The sequence below is a fragment of the Sphingopyxis sp. GW821-FHT12F08 genome, assembly GCF_058806755.1.
Genome location: NZ_JBXAQA010000010.1, coordinates 41,748 through 58,038 on the forward strand (window position 1 = coordinate 41,748; position 16,291 = coordinate 58,038).

The following is a 16,291-nucleotide window of genomic DNA, read 5'->3' on the forward strand; positions in this document are numbered from 1 at the left end:
GTGGTGGAGGGGCACGGGAGGTCAAACGCCGCGCCCGACTGCACGTGCCCCTCCACCATGCTTCGCATGGTCCCCTCCCCGTTCCGGGGAGGATCGGCTAGCTACCGAAACCGAACTGCAGGAAGTCGGGCATGGGGCCGTTCCAGCCGTCATCCGGACCATCGTCGTCCTGCTGGCGTCTCGCCGGTGCGGGTTTGCGGTCGTCGGCCTTTTTCGCGGGTCGCGCCGCGGGCTTTTCGGCGGCAGGTTCGGCGCGCGGCACTTCGGCGCGCTTCGGTTCGGCGGCGGGCTTTGCGCGTCCGCGACCGCCGCGTTCCGGGCGTTCGCGGCGCGGTTCGCGGTCTTCGCGCGGCTCGGCCTTTGCCGGGGCGGCGTCGGCCTTGCCGGTGTCGTGGACGGGGATCTTGTAGCCGGTGAGCTTCTGGATATTGTCGATCGCCTCGTCGTCCGACGGGGTGATCAGCGTGAAGGCGCGGCCCTGCGCCCCCGCGCGGCCGGTGCGGCCGATCCGGTGGACATAGTCGTCGGGGTGCCAGGGGGCGTCGAAGTTGAAGACGTGGCTGACGCCCTTGACGTCAAGCCCGCGCGCCGCGACGTCGGAGGCGACGAGGATGTTGATGACGCCGGTCTTGAAGCGGTCGAGTTCGGCGGTGCGGCTCGACTGGTCCATGTCGCCCTGGATCTCGCCGGCCTTATACCCGTCGCGCTGCAAGGCTTTCGCGAGCTCGCGCACCGTGGTCTTGCGGTTGCAGAAGACGATCGCCGTGCCGACCTTTTCGGATTCGATCAGCCCGCGCAGCGTGTCGCGCTTGCCACGCTCGCTGGTCTTGACGAGGAACTGCTCGATATTCTCGTTGCGGCTCGCGGGGCGCGCGACCTCGATCGTCTTGGGGTTCGAGAGGAATTTGTCGGCGAGCTTCTTGATCGGCGGCGGCATCGTCGCCGAGAACAAGAGCGTCTGGCGATTCGCGGGCAGCTTGGTGCAGATATTCTCGATGTCGGGGATGAAGCCCATGTCGAGCATGCGGTCGGCCTCGTCGATCACCAGCAGGTTGCAGCCGGTGAGCAGGATCTTGCCACGCTCGAACAGGTCCATCAGGCGGCCGGGGGTCGCGATGAGCACGTCGACGCCCTTTTCGAGCGCCTTGACCTGGTCGCCCATCTGCACGCCGCCGATGAGGAGCGCCATCGAGAGCTTGTGATATTTGCCGTATTTCTCGAAATTCTCGGCGACCTGCGCGGCGAGTTCGCGCGTCGGTTCGAGGATCAGCGAGCGCGGCATGCGAGCGCGGGCACGGCCGTGCGCGAGGATGTCGATCATCGGCAGCACGAAGGACGCGGTCTTGCCCGTGCCCGTCTGGGCGATGCCGATCATGTCGCGCATCATCAGCACCGAGGGAATCGCCCCCGCCTGGATCGGGGTCGGGGTGTCATAGCCCGACTCGTCGATCGCGCGCATCAGTTCGTCGGAAAGGCCGAGGTCGGCAAATTTCATAGGGTCATCGTGTCCGGAAAGGTGGAGCGTCCGGCCGCCCACGCTGGCCGATGCTGTGGCGCCCTTGCGGAACTAAGCGTGGAAAGTCAAGGAAAGCTGGTCGAAAACCGCGATCAATCGTCGTCGCGCACCGCGACCATCAGGCGGAACTTGTCGACCTCGCATTTGGCGCCGGTGCGGGCGTGGATTTCGTCGCGATCCTCGCAGAGCTTCCCGTCCTTGTTGCCCTTCATGTAGAAGCCCGCGTAGAAATCGAGCGCACGGCAGCCGCGGTTGAGCTGGGCGCGCAGCCGCTCCTTCTGCCGCGTGATCAGGTCGATGCTGTCGCGCTGGACCGCCTGCATGCCGACGATGTTGCGCATCGCGACGCATTTGGGCGCCTTTTTCTCTTTCCACACGACGGGCGCCTGCTGGCGCACGCGCGGTGCCTCGCTGCGGCTGGCGGCAAAATTGTTGAGCTGGCTGCGCTGCGCGGGGACGCGGATGATCAGCTGTTGCTCGATGACGACCTGGAATATCGGGGTGTCGGGGCTTTCGGGCAGCGGCACCATCGCGGCCAGCGGCTCGGGCGCGGCGGCGGGCACTTCCGCATCGGCCGCGGGCGCAGCGGCGGCAAGCAACAGGGCGGCGACCATCACCACAGCGGGTGGGTCGCCCCTATGGCACGTCGAAGATCAGCGAAATCCACCCGAAGCTCCCGAATCCAAACCGCTGGACGTGCAAGCCCCGCTCGTCCATTGGCTCCCCCATAGCGCTTATGATTGAACAGCAAATGAACTGTTGTCGACCCATTTTGACGAATCGTCACGTCGCCCGGAGCGGCGGGCGATGACGGCGGCGCCGTCGCAAGCCTTGCTGGACCGGCTGGCGGCGCTGCTGGGCCCCAAGGGGTTCGCGCAGGATCCCGATGCCCTCGCCCCCTGGCTCACCGACTGGCGCGGGCGTTACCATGGCCGCACGGCCGCGATGCTGTCGCCCGCGAGCACCGAGGAGCTGGCAGCGGCGGTGCGCCTGTGCGCCGAGGCGGGGGTGGCGATCGTGCCGCAGGGCGGCAACAGCGGCATGGTCGGCGGCGCGACCCCCGATGCGAGTGGCGATCAGCTGCTGCTGAGCACGCGGCGGCTGAACCGGGTTCGGAGCATCGACGCCGCGGCGCGGATCGCGGTCGCCGAGGCGGGGGTGATCCTCGAAAATTTCCACCATGCCGCGCTGGCCGAGGGGCTGCGCTTTCCGCTGACGCTCGGCGGCAAGGGGTCGGCGACGATCGGCGGCCTGGTGTCGACCAACGCCGGGGGGACGCAGGTGCTGCGCCACGGGGCCATGCGCGCGCTCGTCGCGGGGATCGAGGCGGTGCTGCCCGACGGAAGCATCTTCGACGGGCTGGCGCCGCTGAAGAAGGACAATCGCGGCTATGACCTGCGCCATCTGTTCTGCGGGGCCGAGGGCACGCTGGGGATCGTGACCGCGGCGTCGCTGCACCTCGTCCCCGCCGCCGGCGCGCGCGCGACCGCGTGGGTCGGGGTCGCTTCGCCCGACAAGGCGCTGGTCCTGCTGCGCGAGCTCGACGCCGCGATCGGCGCCCCGCTCGAAGGATTCGAGATAGTGCCGCAGACGTGCCTCGACGCGGTGCTGCGCCACATCCCGCAGACGCGCCGTCCGCTGGGCGCCGACCAGCCGTGGCACGCGCTGGTCGAGCTGGCGGGCGATGCGGCGGACGAGCTTCCCGCCCGGCTGGAGGCGGCGCTCGCGATCGCGCTCCAGAGCGGGCTGATCGCCGACGCCGCCATCGCGCGGAGCGAGCGCGAGAGCGAGGATTTCTGGCGGCTGCGCGATTCGATTTCGGAGGCCGAGCGCGCCGAGGGGCCGGCGATCCAGCACGACGTCAGCGTGCCCGTCCCGGCGATGCCGCGCTTCATCGCCGAGAATCCCGCGCGGCTGGCCGCGGCTTTCCCCGGCGCGCGCGCGCTGTCCTTCGGGCATCTCGGCGACGGCAATATCCATCATCATGTCCAGCCGCCGGCGGGCGTGGACGGGGCCTCCTGGCTGGCGGAGCATGGCGAGGCGGCGAGCCGGGTCGTCTATGCCCATGTCATCGAGCTGGGCGGTTCGATCTCGGCCGAGCATGGCATCGGGCAGATGAAGCGCGATATCTTCGCGGCGCTCGACAGTCCGGCGCGGCTCGCGGCGCTGCGCGGGGTCAAGGCGGGGCTGGATCCCTTGGGGTTGTTCAATCCGGGGAAGTTGATTGGGATCTAGGTGGGGTTGCGACCGCAAACGATCCTCCCCCAACGGGGGAGGGGGACCACCCGAAGGGTGGTGGAGGGGCACGGGAGGTTTGCGCAGCGCCAGACCCGAGAGCCGTTCTTTCCGGCGACATAACCGCGGCACCCCACTTCAGCGGCAAGGCAAGCCGCCTGTGCCCCTCCACCAGCTTCGCTGGTCCCCCTCCCCGTTCCGGGGAGGATCGCTCCAAACCGCCCTCGCCTCGCATCTCAAACCCCAAAATCCCTCCACCTAACACACCCACTCCGTCATCGCCCCCTTGCGCCGCAGCGCCGGGGCCAATAAGGCGCGCAATCGCTTTTTTTCGCCCGCATGCGGGCTCAATGTTTTCGGAGTTCGATCATGGCCACTGCGCCCGCTGCCAATCTGCCGCTCTTTTACAAGGACCTCGTGCCGCTTTCGAGCGTCGATCACGCCAATTTCCGGGCGCGCGCGCTCGACAAGGCCGACTTCCTGATCAACCAGCACGCAGTACCGTTGACCTCCGACGAATTTGTTTCGGCGAGCCGCTTCTACCCGATCGTCTTTTCGGCGGGCGACAATCCGGTGCCGCTGGCGCTGATGGGCCTCAACGAAGGGGTCAACACCTTCGTCGGCGACGACGGCAAGCTGCTCAACCCGGTCTATGTCCCGGCCTATGTCCGCCGCTATCCCTTCCTGCTCGCCAAGCTGCGCCCCGACAGCGACGAGCTGTCGCTGTGCTTCGACCCGACCTCGGGCGCGCTCGGCGAGTTCGACGAGGGCGACGCGCTCTTCGAAAATGGCGAGCCGAGCGAGCCGACCAAGGCGGTGCTCGAATTCTGCAAGAATTTCGAGGAAGCCGGCCAGCGCACCGGCTTCTTCATGGAAGAGCTGAAAAAGGCCGACCTGCTGATGGACGGCGAAGTCAGCATCCAGCCCGAAGGCAGCGACAAGCCCTTCATCTATCGCGGCTTCCAGATGGTCGACGAGAACAAGCTGCGCGAACTGCGCGGCGACGTGCTGCGCAAGATGATGCAGAACGGCATGCTCGGCCTGATCTTCGCGCACCTCTTCTCGCTGCAGCTGATGCGCGAAGTCTTTGCCGAGCAGATCAAGGCCGGCAAGGTGCCCGAGATCGCCGCCACGCTGACCGCCTGATGCGACCGGCGACGCGGATCGGCCGCGCACTCCGCGCCGCCCCGCGTCGCCCGGTTTCAGAAATCGATCGCGATTCCCTTGAGCTCCCAGTCGCCGTAGCGCACCGGGTTGCGCCCGCCGGGCTGATCCTCGGCGGGTTCCTCGTCAATCGGCGCGGGCGCGGGAACCGGGCTGTTCTGCCAGCCCGCGGGGGCTTTGACATGCGCGGGGCGCCTCGTCGCGCGCGGGGTGCCGCCGATAGTCTCCTGATCGCTGCTCTGGGTCATCGCGCCATGATAAGCCCTTTCGCCCGTTTCGCCAACCATGGTTGACCGCCGCCCCCGCCCCAACGCCCGCCGCGGCCGGCCCGATGCCGATCCGCCCGGCACCGCGCCGCGGCGCGCCGCGCTGCGCCTGCTCGACGCGATCCTGCGCCGCGGCGACCCGCTTGACATCGCATCGCACGCCGCGACGCAGGGGCTGGCGCCCGCCGACCGTGCCTTTGCGGTGGCGATCGTGTCCGAGACGCTGCGCTGGATGACCGACATCGACGCGCTGATCGACGGTGCGACCGCGCAGCCGCTGCCCGACGACGTCAAGTCGCGCGCGGTGCTGCGCCTCGCGCTCGCGCAATTGCTGGTGCTGAAGAGCCCGGGGCATGCGGTGGTCTCGACCGCGCTGCCGCTCGTCGACGGCGGGCCGCGGCGGCTGGTGCATGCGCTATTGTCGCGCGCGCAGCAGGAGGAATGGGCGCTGCCCGAACGCGCCACTCTGCCCGCGCCCACCGCCGAACGCTGGGCGGCGGCGTGGGGCAACGCGATGGTGTCTGCAGCCGAGGCCGCATGGAGCGCCGCGCCGCCGCTCGACCTCAGCTTCACGGCCGAACCCGATGCGGCAGCCTGGCCAGACGCCGCGAGCCTTGCATCGCTCCACCTGCGCCTGCCGCGCGGGCAGGCGATCGAGAGCCTGCCGGGCTTTCGCGAGGGCGGCTGGTGGGTGCAGGATCTTGCCGCGAGCATCCCCGCGCGGCTGCTCGGTGCGGGCGATGGCTGCACGGTGCTCGACCTTTGCGCCGCGCCGGGAGGCAAGACGATGCAGCTCGCCGCGGCCGGCTGGTCGGTGATCGCGGTCGATTCGAGCGCCAAGCGACTGACGAGACTCGAGGGAAATCTCGACCGCACCGGGCTCGAAGCCGCGGTGGTGCAGGGCGATATCCGCCAATGGGAACCCGGCGAGGCCGCCGACGCGGTGCTACTCGACGCGCCCTGCTCGGCCACCGGCATCTTCCGTCGCCACCCCGACGTGCTGCACCGCATCGCGGCGCGCGAGATCGCCGAGATGGCGGCGCTGCAGGCCGAATTGCTGGTCCGCGCGGCGGCGTGGGTGAAGCCCGGCGGGATGCTGATCTATGCCACCTGCTCGCTCGAACGCGCCGAGGGCGAGGAGCAGGTCGCGGCCTTCCTCGCGGCGCATCCCGGATGGACGATCGAGCCGGCGCGCGCCGACGAACTGCCCGCGGGGGTCGCGCCGACGGCGGAGGGCTTCGTGCGGACGCTGCCCGACATGCTGACCGATGCCGGCGGGCTCGACGGCTTCTTCGTCGCGCGGCTCCGCGCGCCGTCCTGATCAGGGATTGGCTGTGTGGGGCAACGTCGCTCGTGCCCGGACCGTCGAAAAATCTCGCACGAAGCCACGAGGCCACGAAGGAACCCTCTCCAGAACCGTTTGTGCTGAGCTTGTCGAAGCACCGTTTTTCTTGTTGCGCCGCTAAAAGAAAGAACGGCCCTTCGACAAGCTCAGGGCGAACGGATTCAGAACGCCTTTGTGGCTTCGTGGCTTTGTGCGAGTCCCTTTCAAGACATCGGCATAGGCGGAAACACCCAGTTCGGACTCAACGCCTGCGGCGCGACAGGCGGTAGAGCGCGAGGTCGCCATAGTCCTTGGCGAGCTGGACCTTGCCGACATAGTCGCAGTTGAACGCGCCTTCGCTGCCGAGCGCAAGCATCGCGGCCATCGGCTGGGTGCAATAGATTTGCCCGACCAGCGTGACCGGCTCGATCCGCGCGGTGCGCGTGACCTCGGTGCCGTACCACAGCTCGTTGCCGACGACGGGGTCGCGCCCGCGGTAGATCGGCCCGAAATGGATGCCGGTGCGCATCCCCGCGCGGTGGCCCTCGAGCCCGAGCGCGGGGGGCAGCACTTCGAGCTGCTCCTGCATCGCGAGCGCGATTCGGGCGGCGGTCGCGGGGTCGGCGATGACCGCATAGACCGCGTCGCCCCAGGTGTTGCGGAACAGCACGGCGTCGCCGAAGCTGTCGAGCACGCGCCCGATGCCGCCCATCACCTCCTGCGCAAAGATCGGCAACTCCGCCTCGCCAAGTTTTGAAAAACCAGCAAAATCGGCAAAAAGAATCGCATAGAGGCCGCGGCGCACCTGATCGGGCGGGCGCGGCGCGGGCGGGAAATCGAGCGCGCGGTCGAGCCCGCCGACCGGGATGGTGACGGTGCGGCCGCCGCGCGCCTGCCACAGCGCGATGTCGGCGTTGGTTCCGGCGATCGCCCCGGCGCTGCGCGCGGCGATGGCGGGGTCGACCACTGCGAGCTGGATCGCCTCGGTCTCGAGCTCGCGCGCGCGCAGCTTGGCGATCCCCATCGCAGTGTGCGAGCCGAGGATGAACTGGCAATCGTCGCTGACGAAGCGCGAATTGCTCGCGAAATGCACCATCGCCGCACCGTCGTAGCAACGCCGGTAGCGCGCGACCCATTCGTCGCCGCCCGAGCGCACCGACTGGGCGATGAAATCCTCCTCGGCAAAGGGCAGCACGATCGTCAGGTCGATGCCGCGCGCCAGCGCCTGCTCGGCGAACAATATGTCGGCGCCGCAGGCGAGCGGGCCGATCAGCGCCGACAGCGGCTGCGCGTCGAGCGCGGCCGAAATGGTGCGCAGCGCCCCCGCTTCGCCCTCTCCGCCGACGCGGAACATGCGCCCGCAATAGACCGCGACGGGCGGCGGGCGCAGCAGCGCGATCACCGCCGCGGCATGGCCGGCGTCGATCGCCCCGCTGTCGGCGAGCCGCCCGAACTGGCGGCACGTCGAGGCGCGGTCGCCGATTGCCGTGTCGGGGATTTGCGCCGCTTTCGCGGCCTGCGCCACGGCCTCCTCGCCCCGCCCGAGCAGCAGCAGCGCCTCGACCAGCGTCACCGCGTCCCAATAATCGCCCGCGGCCCCTGCCGCCGCGATCGGTTCCGCCAGCGCCGCGGCGCGTTCGCGCTCGCCAAGCAGCGCATAGACGCTCGCGGCGTTGATCGCGGGGAAGCTCTCGCCCGACACGTCGCTCGCATGCTGATAGGCCGCGGCCGCCTTTTCGAGCCAGGGGCGCCGGTCGGCCGCCTCGTGATCGAACGCCTCGTCCTTCCAGATGCGTCCGGCGAGCGACAGGCTGTCGGCGCCGCCGTCCGCGGCGAGTTCCAGCTTTTCGTAGAGGTGCATCGCGCCGAGGCTGTCGCCCGAGGCCGCGAGCGCGCGGACCATCAGGTAGCGCAGCCGCGGACTTTCGAGCCCGCGCTTGCGCGCCGCCGCGGCGCAGTCGAAAGCGCTGAGCGCATCGCCGTGCCGCAACCGGAGCGCGACCTCCTTCTCGGCGGCGGCGCAGTCCGGCGCTTCGCTCATTGCGCGGCGGCTTCGGCCGATTTCAGCAGCGCGACATTCGCCTTTTCGATGGCCGAGAGCTGTACATTGTCGGTGGTGGGCCGGTACCAGGCGAAGCGGCCGAAATGCGCGCGCAGCGACGGATCCTTGAAGCGGAAACCGTTGCGCGCGAAAATCTCGTTGCGCGCGATGCGGAGTTCGTTGGCGCCAAAATAAGCGATGTCGTCCGCGGTCAGCAGCCGCTCGGACGAATCGGGGATGACGACCCCGCTGCCGCCGACGCCGGTGGGGGCGACGATGGGCGGGCCTGCGGTGGGCGCAGGATCGGGGTTCGCGCCGTCGAGCACGCGGATCAGCTTGCGGAACATATAGCCCGTGGTGCCGTCGGCCTTGCGCACGCGCCACCAGGCGCCGCTTTGTTGATAGGTCAGGAACTTCTCGCCCTCAAGCACCTTGCCGAGGATCGCCGAACGCGACGAGGGTTCGGCGCGGATGTTGGTGAAGCCCTCGGGATCGTCGATCACCGCGGCGAGGGTGAAGGCCTCGCCGGGGGCCGCGGGGGCGTCGGGGCCGGGTGCGCCAGCGACGGGCGTGCTGCCCGCGCCTGAGGCAGGGCCGCTACCCTCGATGGTGCGCATCGGCGTGGGCTGGAGCAGCCACCAGGCGAGCGCGGCGCCGATGATGGCGACCGCACCGATGATCCACGGGAGCGGCGATGCCTTCGCAGCTGCGGGTTCGGGCGGCGGCGCAGGTGCGGCTGCCGGAGCCGATACGGGCGCCGGGGCCGGGGCTGGCGGTGCGGCCGACGTCTCGCCGCCGGTCAGCGGGGGGCGGCCGCACAGATCCTCGAGGCTCATCAACACCTTGCGCCAGCCGCGATGGTCCGCCTCGCCGTTCCAGTCGGCGAGCTCGGCGAACTGGATCTGGTTGAAGGGCAGCGGCGGCATGACGTCATCGATCGCCGTCTGGACGAGCTTCTTCTGGTTGCGCGCGACATCGGCCTCGGCACGCACCCATTCGGACTGCGCCGACTGCTGCGACCAGACGACGATCGCCGCCTTGGCGCTGCCGATCTTTTCGGTGATCACGTCGCCATAGCTGCGATGCGGCGGCAGTTCGGCGTCCCACCACAGCTCGTAACCCGCCGCCTGGACCGCATGCGCAATCTGCGCGACGCGCTCCTTGTTCTCGCGCGAATAGGAAATGAAGACGTCGACCATCGGCTAGCCCCCTGTTTGTGCGGGTGAAGCTAGCGGGGGTTGATGGCGATTGCCAGTGTCGGCGGTCACACTCGGCTCTCTCCCCTTCAGGGGAGAGATATGCAGGCTTGCCGGTTTACCGGCTAGCCGGAGTTAAGAGGGGATTGGATGCTTCCCCCTCTCCCAACCCTCTCCCCTGAAGGGGAGAGGGCTATTTCGCGTCAGAACACCGCCTTCGGCGCTGCTTCCTTCATCATCGCCGCGCGGACCATCGGGATCGGGGGGCCGCCGTAGGAGAGGAATTCGTCGTGGAAGGCCTTCCACTTCGTCTTGTCGCCTTTGGTCCAGTCGTCGCGCAGCTTGCGGATCATCAGCTTGCCCATCGTGTAGTTGAGATAGGCGGGATCATAGGTGCCGCGCGCCGCCTGCTGGCGGGAATTGCCCTCGTCCTGATAGCATTGTTCCTTGAACAGCTTTTCCGACTCGGCGACGGTCATGCCCTTGGTGTGCAGGCCGATGGCCGAGAGGTAGCGGCAGTCGCGGAGCAGCGCGTTCGACAGCTGGCCGATATGCGTCTCGGGGTCGCCCGCGCCCAGCCCCGCGTCCCACATCATCTCCTCGGTATAATGCGCCCAGCCCTCGGCGAAGGCGTAGCCGACGAACAATTTGCCGAAGATGCTTGTCGCGCGGTTCGAGTGGAGGAAGTTCAGGAAATGGCCCGGCCACACCTCGTGCACCGAGGTGAAGAGCAAATCCTTGCGCCCCGGCACGAAGCCATCGCGCGTCGCCTGGTCCCACGCGGGATCGGGCGGCGAGATATAATAGACCGACGGCAGGCCTTTCTCATAGGGCCCGGGGATGTCGATATAGGCGCTGTTCTGGCGGTTGTACGGCGGCGATTCCTCGACCAGCGCCTGTTCGGTGCCGGGGATGGTGACGAGGTCCTTTTCGACGAGGAAGGCGCGGAGCGCGGGCAGCTGGCGCCGCGCCTCGGCGACGGGGCCGTCGGTCGGCTTGTCGGCGTTCATCTTCGCCATGCACTCGGCGATCGTCATCCCCGCGGCATAGGTGGCGCAGGCGGCCTTGAGCGCATCCTGATTGCGCTTGAGATCGGCCTGGCCGATCCGCTCGAGCTCCTCGAGCGACGTGTCGACACCCTCATTGGTCAGGATCATCTTGGCGAATTTGTCGGCGCCGAGTGCATAGCCGTCGGCGGTGCCCGGCTGCGAGCCGACATATTTCGCGAGGTCGGTCATCGCCGCGCCGGCCTTGGCGACGGCTTCGTCGAACTGCTTCTGCAGCGCTTCGTCCTTGACCGAGGCGAAGGCGGCCTTGGCGTCGCCCTTGTAATAATCGGCGAAGCCGCCGAAGCCTGCGGTGCCATATTTGACGAAGGTCGCGGGGAGCGGGAGCTTCAAATTCGCCTTGATCTGCGCCGCGGCGGCGGGGACATTCTCGGCATAGGCGATGAACGCCTTCATCCGCTGCTCGGGGGTGCCATAGGGGCGCGCGATATAGACATTGGGGTCGAGCGCGCCGGTGTAGAAGGACGGGTTCTTCGCCGCGAAATCGGTATCGCGGAGGAAGAAGAGCTGCCCCTCGGCGACCTTGATCAGATAGTCGCGCTCGAATTTCTCGGCGTCGGTCATCTCGGCGTCGAAGGCCTTGGCGTCGGCGATGGTCTTTTCGAGGAAGGCGGCCTGCTTCTCGAGTCCCTCGGGCGACCAGTCGGGGAGCTTACCGTCAAACTCGTGCTTGCCCTGGTAGACCGCGAAATTGGGATTGAGCGGGAAATAGCCCGCGAGGAACTGGTCGCGGAACGCGGTCCAGGTCTTGGCGCTCGGCGCCGAGGCCGACTTGTTGTCCGACGCGTTGCAGCCGCTGAGGACGAGCAATGTTGCGGCCATGGCGGTGCCGACGCTTGCGAATTTGCGTGTCATATCCTGTATCCCCCCCGATGACGATGACGGGGTACTGCCACCATGGGGGATGGGTGGCACTTGTTTATCGACGAACGGCGGGTTTGGGGTGGTCGCCGATCCTCCCCCGCAGGGGGAGGGGGACCATGCGAAGCATGGTGGAGGGGCACGTGCAGTCTGGCGCGGCGCATGATCTCCTGTACCCCTCCACCACCCTTCGGGTGGTCCCCCTCCCCGTTCCGGGAAGGATCGCTTACGCCCACCCCGCCCTCCCCCTCCCCACAATCGGCCTAGACACCCCCGCAAAGCCCGCTAGGGCGAAAGGCAATGGCGACGATCCTTCCTCCCGACAGCGACGAACCGGTTCTGCCCGAAACCCCGTCCAAAGCCCCCTCGCCGCTCAGCTTCCCCGACTACCGCTATTATTGGCTCGCGCGCTTCACCGCGGTGATGGCGACGATCGCGATGGTGGTGGTGATCGGTTATCAGCTCTACGACACCGCGCGCACCGATTACGGCATGTCGATCAAGGAGGCATCGTTCCAATTGGGGCTGCTCGGGCTGTTCCAGTTCGTGCCGCTCGCGGTGCTCACGCCCGTCGCGGGCTGGGTCGCCGACCGCTTCGAGCGGCGCGGGGTCGCGATCTTCTCGAACCTCATCGACCTCGTCATCGCCGCCGCGCTCGGCTGGTTCACCTATACCGACGCGCTCACCCTGCCCCTGCTTTTCGGCTTGGCCGCGCTGCACGGCGTCGCGCGCGTCTTCTCCGGCCCGGCAATGAGCGCGATCGCGCCGAATATCGTACCGCCCGCGGTGCTGCCGCGCGCGATCGCGATGAGCAGCATCGCGTGGCAGTCGGCCTCGGTGATCGGCCCCGCCGCGGGCGGGCTGATCTACGCCGCGCACCCGACCTCGGTCTATATCTTCGCGGCGGTGCTGCTCGCCATCTCGGCCTTCACGATCAGCCGCGTGCGCCCGGTGCTGCCGCCGCCGACCGAAGTGCGCCGCCACCCGCTGCGCGAAATGGCCGACGGGTTACAATTCACCTGGCGCGAGCGCTTCCTGCTCGGCACGATCACGCTCGACCTGTTCGCGGTGATCCTGTCGGGCGCGACCGCGATGCTGCCGGTCTATGCGCGCGATATCTTGATGACCGGCTCCGAAGGGCTCGGCTTCCTGCGCGCCGCCCCCGCAGTCGGCGCCGCTATCGTCGCGCTCGGCCTCGCCTGGCGACCGATCGAGCGCAACGTCGGGGTCAAGATGCTGTGGGCGGTGGTCGTCTTCGGCCTCGCGACGATGGCCTTCGGGCTGTCGACCAACTTCCTGCTGTCGCTGGCGATGCTGGCACTGCTCGGTGCCGCCGACATGTTCTCGGTCTTCGTGCGCGGCACGCTGATCCAGCTCAACACCCCCGACCATATGCGCGGGCGCGTCAGCGCAGTGTCGGGGCTGGCGATTTCGGCGTCGAACGAGCTCGGCGAGATGCGCGCGGGGTCGATGGCGGCGGCCTTCGGTCCCGTTTTCGCGGTCGTCGCGGGCGGCGCGGCGGCGGTCGGCGTCACCGCGCTCTGGGCGTGGCTCTTCCCCGAGCTGCGCCGCGCGCGCACCTTCGAACCGCAGTTCAAAAAGGCCGAGTGACGCATTTTCGCGCCCGCCCGAAGGCGCGATTTCAACTCGTCGCAAGTCGCCTTCCTTTCGCCACAAAGTGATTGTCAATTTTTTTAGTTGAGTTATCTCGATTGCACCCGTCACCGCGGTTCCCCTGGCCCAACCAATGGAGAATCCGAGATGCAATTTTCCCCGATCCGCCACAAAATCCTGACAATTCCGGGGCTCGACAACAGCGGCCCGCGCCACTGGCAGAGCCTGTGGGAGCATAAATTCGCCGATTGCGAGCGAATCGACCTTGGCGACTGGAGCGCCCCCGACCGCGACGCATGGAAGCGCCGCATCGCCGACGCGATCGACGCCGAGAACGAGCCGGTGCTGATCGCCGCGCACAGCCTGGGCTGCCACGCCTTCGCCGACTGGTTCGCCTCGGCGGGCGGGCTGGCGCGGGCGCGCGTGCTCGGCGCCTTGCTCGTCGCGCCGCCCGACCTCGGCGACCTGCGCCGCGACAATCGCGCGCAGAGCTTCACCGATCCCGCGAGCTTTACCTCGCGCACGCCGATGATCGTCGTCGCCAGCGACAACGACCCCTATGCCAAGACCGCGCATGTGTGGCGCCTGTCGCGGCAATGGGATGCGCGCTTCGTCAACGCGGGACCGTTCGGGCATATCAACGCCGACTCGGGGATCGGCGACTGGCCTTATGGACAGTATCTGCTCGCCTCGTTACAACCCGCGCCCGTGCCCGCCCTGGCCGATGAAAAGCTGTGGGTCCGGGCCGGCGACTGGCCCAACCGGGTCCGCCGCGATCCGCGCTTCGAACATAGGGAAAGTGCATTCCGACCATGAAAGCCAATTCGATCCTCGATACCATCGGCAACACCCCGCATATCCGGGTCGCCAAGCTGTTCCCCGACGCCGAGGTCTGGGTGAAGTCGGAACGCAGCAACCCGGGCGGGTCGATCAAGGATCGAATCGGCCTCGCGATGATCGAGGCGGCCGAACGCGACGGCAGTCTCAAGCAGGGCGGCACCATCGTCGAGCCGACGTCGGGCAACACCGGCATCGGCCTCGCGATGGCTGCCGCGGTCAAGGGCTACAAGCTGGTGCTCGTGATGCCCGAGAGCATGTCGCTCGAACGCCGCCGGCTGATGCTCGCCTATGGCGCGACCTTCGACCTGACCCCGCGCGAAAAGGGCATGAAGGGCGCGATCGAGCGTGCGATCGAGCTGGTCGAGACCACGCCCGGCGCGTGGATGCCGCAGCAGTTCGAGAATGAGGCCAATATCGACGTCCATGTCCGCACCACCGGCCCCGAAATCTACGAGGATTTCAAGGACAGCCCGATCGACGTGCTGATCACCGGGGTCGGCACCGGCGGCCATATCACCGGCACCGCGCAGTTCCTCAAGGAACGCTGGCCGAACCTCAAAGTCTATGCGGTCGAGCCCGAGGCCTCGCCGGTGATCTCGGGCGGCCAGCCCGCGCCGCACCCGATCCAGGGCATCGGCGCCGGCTTCATCCCGCGCAACCTGCACACCGACCTGCTCGACGGGGTGATCAAGGTTGACGCCGCCGACGCGAAGGATTTCGCGCGCCGTTCGGCGACCGAGGAAGGCATGCTCGTCGGCATCTCGTCGGGCGCGACCCTCGCCGCCATCGCACAGAAGCTCAAGGAACTGCCCGCGGGCAGCCGCGTGCTCGGCTTCAACTACGACACCGGCGAGCGCTATCTCTCGGTCCCCGACTTCCTCCCGGAAATCTGAGTCCCCGCCATGGCGTCGAAGACGCCCCAGGATGCAGTGCCGCTGTGGCGCGACCGGTCGGCATGGCTGTTCGCGCTGCTCGCGGTCGCGGCGATCGTCGGCGTGCTTTACGCCAGCAGCGTCAGCGGCCCCGCCAGCTATAGCGTGCGCCTGCCCCCGGTGGCGCCGCCCGCGACCGTCGTGCCCGAAGTGCTGCCGATGGAACTCGCGCCGGTGACCGAGGACGACGCGCGCGCCGCCAATGCGAAGATCCCGCTGATCACCAAGGGCGTCGTCGCGGCGCGGCCCTTCGTCTACGCGGGCGATGCCGACAACCGCGGCCGCGCGCGCGACTGCCTCGCGGCGGCGATGCTCTACGAGGCGGGCGACGACAATCTCGGTCAGCGCGCGGTCGGCCAGGTCATCGTCAACCGCGCGCGCCACCCCGCCTTTCCCAAGTCGATCTGCGGCGTGGTGTTCCAGGGGTCCGAGCGCGTCACCGGCTGCCAGTTCACCTTCACCTGCGACGGCGCGCTCGCCCGCCGCTATTCGGACGCGGCGTGGACGCGCGCGCAGGTCAATGCCGAGATCGTGCTCGCGGGCGGGGTCGACCCGCGCGTCGGGCTCGCGACGCATTACCACACCGACTGGGTGCGCCCCTATTGGAGCGACAGCCTCGAGAAGATCGCGATCGTCGACACCCACCTCTTCTTCCGCTGGCCGGGCTATTGGGGCACGCCGGGCGCGTTCCGCGGCGCGATATCGGGGGTCGAGACGCCGATCGCCAAGATGGCGGCGCTGTCGCCGCTGCACATGGCGGGACTGCCCGCCGAGCTCGCTGCGACCGAGGTCGACGCCGCGGTCGGCGAGCCGCGCATTACCGGCGGCGCGGTGCCCGGACAAGTGGTCTCGGGCGGGCGCGAGACGATCACGATCACGCTCGACCGCAAGGCGACCCCCGAAAGCTTCGTGACGCTCGCATTGCGGCTTTGCGGCACGCGCGAATATTGCAAGTTCATGGGCTGGACCAACCCCACGCTCAAGCCCGAGACCGAAGCGATGAGCGACACCCAGCGCGCGGCGATGACCTTTTCCTACTTGCGCGACGATAAGGCGGGGTTCGAAAAGGCGCTGTGGAACTGCAGCGAGTACAAGCGCGACGATGTGCGGCAGTGCATGAAAAGGTGATGGCGACTTTGGGTGGTGAGCGGACGTCCTTAATCCTCCCTGCGGCGCAGCCGTGGGGAGGGGGACCATGCGAAGCATGGTGGAGGGGTCGAGGCCTTGGGCGTCGG

13 protein-coding genes are annotated in these 16,291 nt (G+C 68.3%); 7 read left to right on the forward strand and 6 right to left on the reverse strand.

Annotation, left to right across the window (positions count from 1 at the left end; translation table 11 throughout):
- Positions 1 to 97 precede the first annotated feature (97 nt).
- Both AC1RNQ_RS21310 and AC1RNQ_RS21315 read right to left on the reverse strand, forming a co-directional pair.
- Positions 98 to 1,495, reverse strand: a complete 1,398-nt coding sequence (locus tag AC1RNQ_RS21310) for a DEAD/DEAH box helicase (protein WP_493174497.1) — start codon at positions 1,493 to 1,495, stop codon at positions 98 to 100.
- A 113-nt stretch (positions 1,496 to 1,608) separates the two neighbouring features.
- Positions 1,609 to 2,130 carry a hypothetical protein gene (locus AC1RNQ_RS21315; RefSeq protein ID WP_493174499.1) on the reverse strand — a complete coding sequence of 174 codons (522 nt, stop codon included), beginning with the start codon at positions 2,128 to 2,130 and terminating at the stop codon, positions 1,609 to 1,611.
- Between the two features lie 193 nt (positions 2,131 to 2,323).
- On the opposite strand from AC1RNQ_RS21315, the gene AC1RNQ_RS21320 reads away from it, so the two are divergent.
- Both AC1RNQ_RS21320 and AC1RNQ_RS21325 read left to right on the forward strand, forming a co-directional pair.
- The gene (locus tag AC1RNQ_RS21320) at positions 2,324 to 3,751 is read left to right on the forward strand and encodes an FAD-binding oxidoreductase (protein ID WP_493174501.1); all 1,428 of its coding nucleotides are present in this window, start codon (positions 2,324 to 2,326) and stop codon (positions 3,749 to 3,751) included.
- Between the two features lie 369 nt (positions 3,752 to 4,120).
- Positions 4,121 to 4,897, forward strand: coding sequence for a SapC family protein (locus AC1RNQ_RS21325; RefSeq protein WP_493174502.1), 777 nt, complete (start codon positions 4,121 to 4,123; stop codon positions 4,895 to 4,897).
- Positions 4,898 to 4,953: 56 nt separating this feature from the next.
- Here AC1RNQ_RS21325 and AC1RNQ_RS21330 read toward each other — a convergent pair whose 3' ends face one another.
- Positions 4,954 to 5,163 carry a DUF1674 domain-containing protein gene (locus AC1RNQ_RS21330; RefSeq protein WP_493174504.1) on the reverse strand — a complete coding sequence of 70 codons (210 nt, stop codon included), beginning with the start codon at positions 5,161 to 5,163 and terminating at the stop codon, positions 4,954 to 4,956.
- A 37-nt stretch (positions 5,164 to 5,200) separates the two neighbouring features.
- Here AC1RNQ_RS21330 and AC1RNQ_RS21335 point away from each other — a divergent pair, with 37 nt between their 5' ends.
- Positions 5,201 to 6,502 carry an RsmB/NOP family class I SAM-dependent RNA methyltransferase gene (locus AC1RNQ_RS21335; protein ID WP_493174506.1) on the forward strand — a complete coding sequence of 434 codons (1,302 nt, stop codon included), beginning with the start codon at positions 5,201 to 5,203 and terminating at the stop codon, positions 6,500 to 6,502.
- A 265-nt stretch (positions 6,503 to 6,767) separates the two neighbouring features.
- Here the strand turns inward: AC1RNQ_RS21335 and AC1RNQ_RS21340 are convergent, their stop codons facing one another.
- From AC1RNQ_RS21340 to AC1RNQ_RS21350, 3 genes are all read right to left on the reverse strand, one after another.
- Positions 6,768 to 8,546: a tetratricopeptide repeat-containing protein gene (locus AC1RNQ_RS21340; protein ID WP_493174508.1), complete on the reverse strand. Its 1,779-nt coding sequence runs from the start codon at positions 8,544 to 8,546 to the stop codon at positions 6,768 to 6,770.
- The gene (locus tag AC1RNQ_RS21345) at positions 8,543 to 9,745 is read right to left on the reverse strand and encodes a TIR domain-containing protein (protein WP_493174510.1); all 1,203 of its coding nucleotides are present in this window, start codon (positions 9,743 to 9,745) and stop codon (positions 8,543 to 8,545) included. The genes AC1RNQ_RS21340 and AC1RNQ_RS21345 overlap by 4 nt, the downstream gene beginning before the upstream one ends.
- Before the next feature lie 200 nt (positions 9,746 to 9,945).
- Positions 9,946 to 11,664, reverse strand: a complete 1,719-nt coding sequence (locus AC1RNQ_RS21350; protein WP_493174512.1) for a DUF885 domain-containing protein — start codon at positions 11,662 to 11,664, stop codon at positions 9,946 to 9,948.
- 306 nt (positions 11,665 to 11,970) lie between these two features.
- Here AC1RNQ_RS21350 and AC1RNQ_RS21355 point away from each other — a divergent pair, with 306 nt between their 5' ends.
- From AC1RNQ_RS21355 to AC1RNQ_RS21370, 4 genes are all read left to right on the forward strand, one after another.
- A complete protein-coding gene (locus tag AC1RNQ_RS21355; RefSeq protein ID WP_493174514.1) occupies positions 11,971 to 13,281 on the forward strand; it encodes an MFS transporter in 1,311 nt (436 codons plus the stop codon).
- Between the two features lie 150 nt (positions 13,282 to 13,431).
- Entirely contained in the window at positions 13,432 to 14,100 is a 669-nt protein-coding gene (locus AC1RNQ_RS21360; protein WP_493174516.1) for an RBBP9/YdeN family alpha/beta hydrolase, read from the forward strand.
- Positions 14,097 to 15,017 carry a cysteine synthase A gene (gene cysK / locus AC1RNQ_RS21365; RefSeq protein WP_493174518.1) on the forward strand — a complete coding sequence of 307 codons (921 nt, stop codon included), beginning with the start codon at positions 14,097 to 14,099 and terminating at the stop codon, positions 15,015 to 15,017. Before AC1RNQ_RS21360 ends, cysK begins: the two co-directional genes overlap by 4 nt.
- Before the next feature lie 9 nt (positions 15,018 to 15,026).
- Positions 15,027 to 16,184, forward strand: coding sequence for a cell wall hydrolase (locus AC1RNQ_RS21370; RefSeq protein WP_493174520.1), 1,158 nt, complete (start codon positions 15,027 to 15,029; stop codon positions 16,182 to 16,184).
- The last annotated feature ends 107 nt before the right edge of the window (positions 16,185 to 16,291 follow it).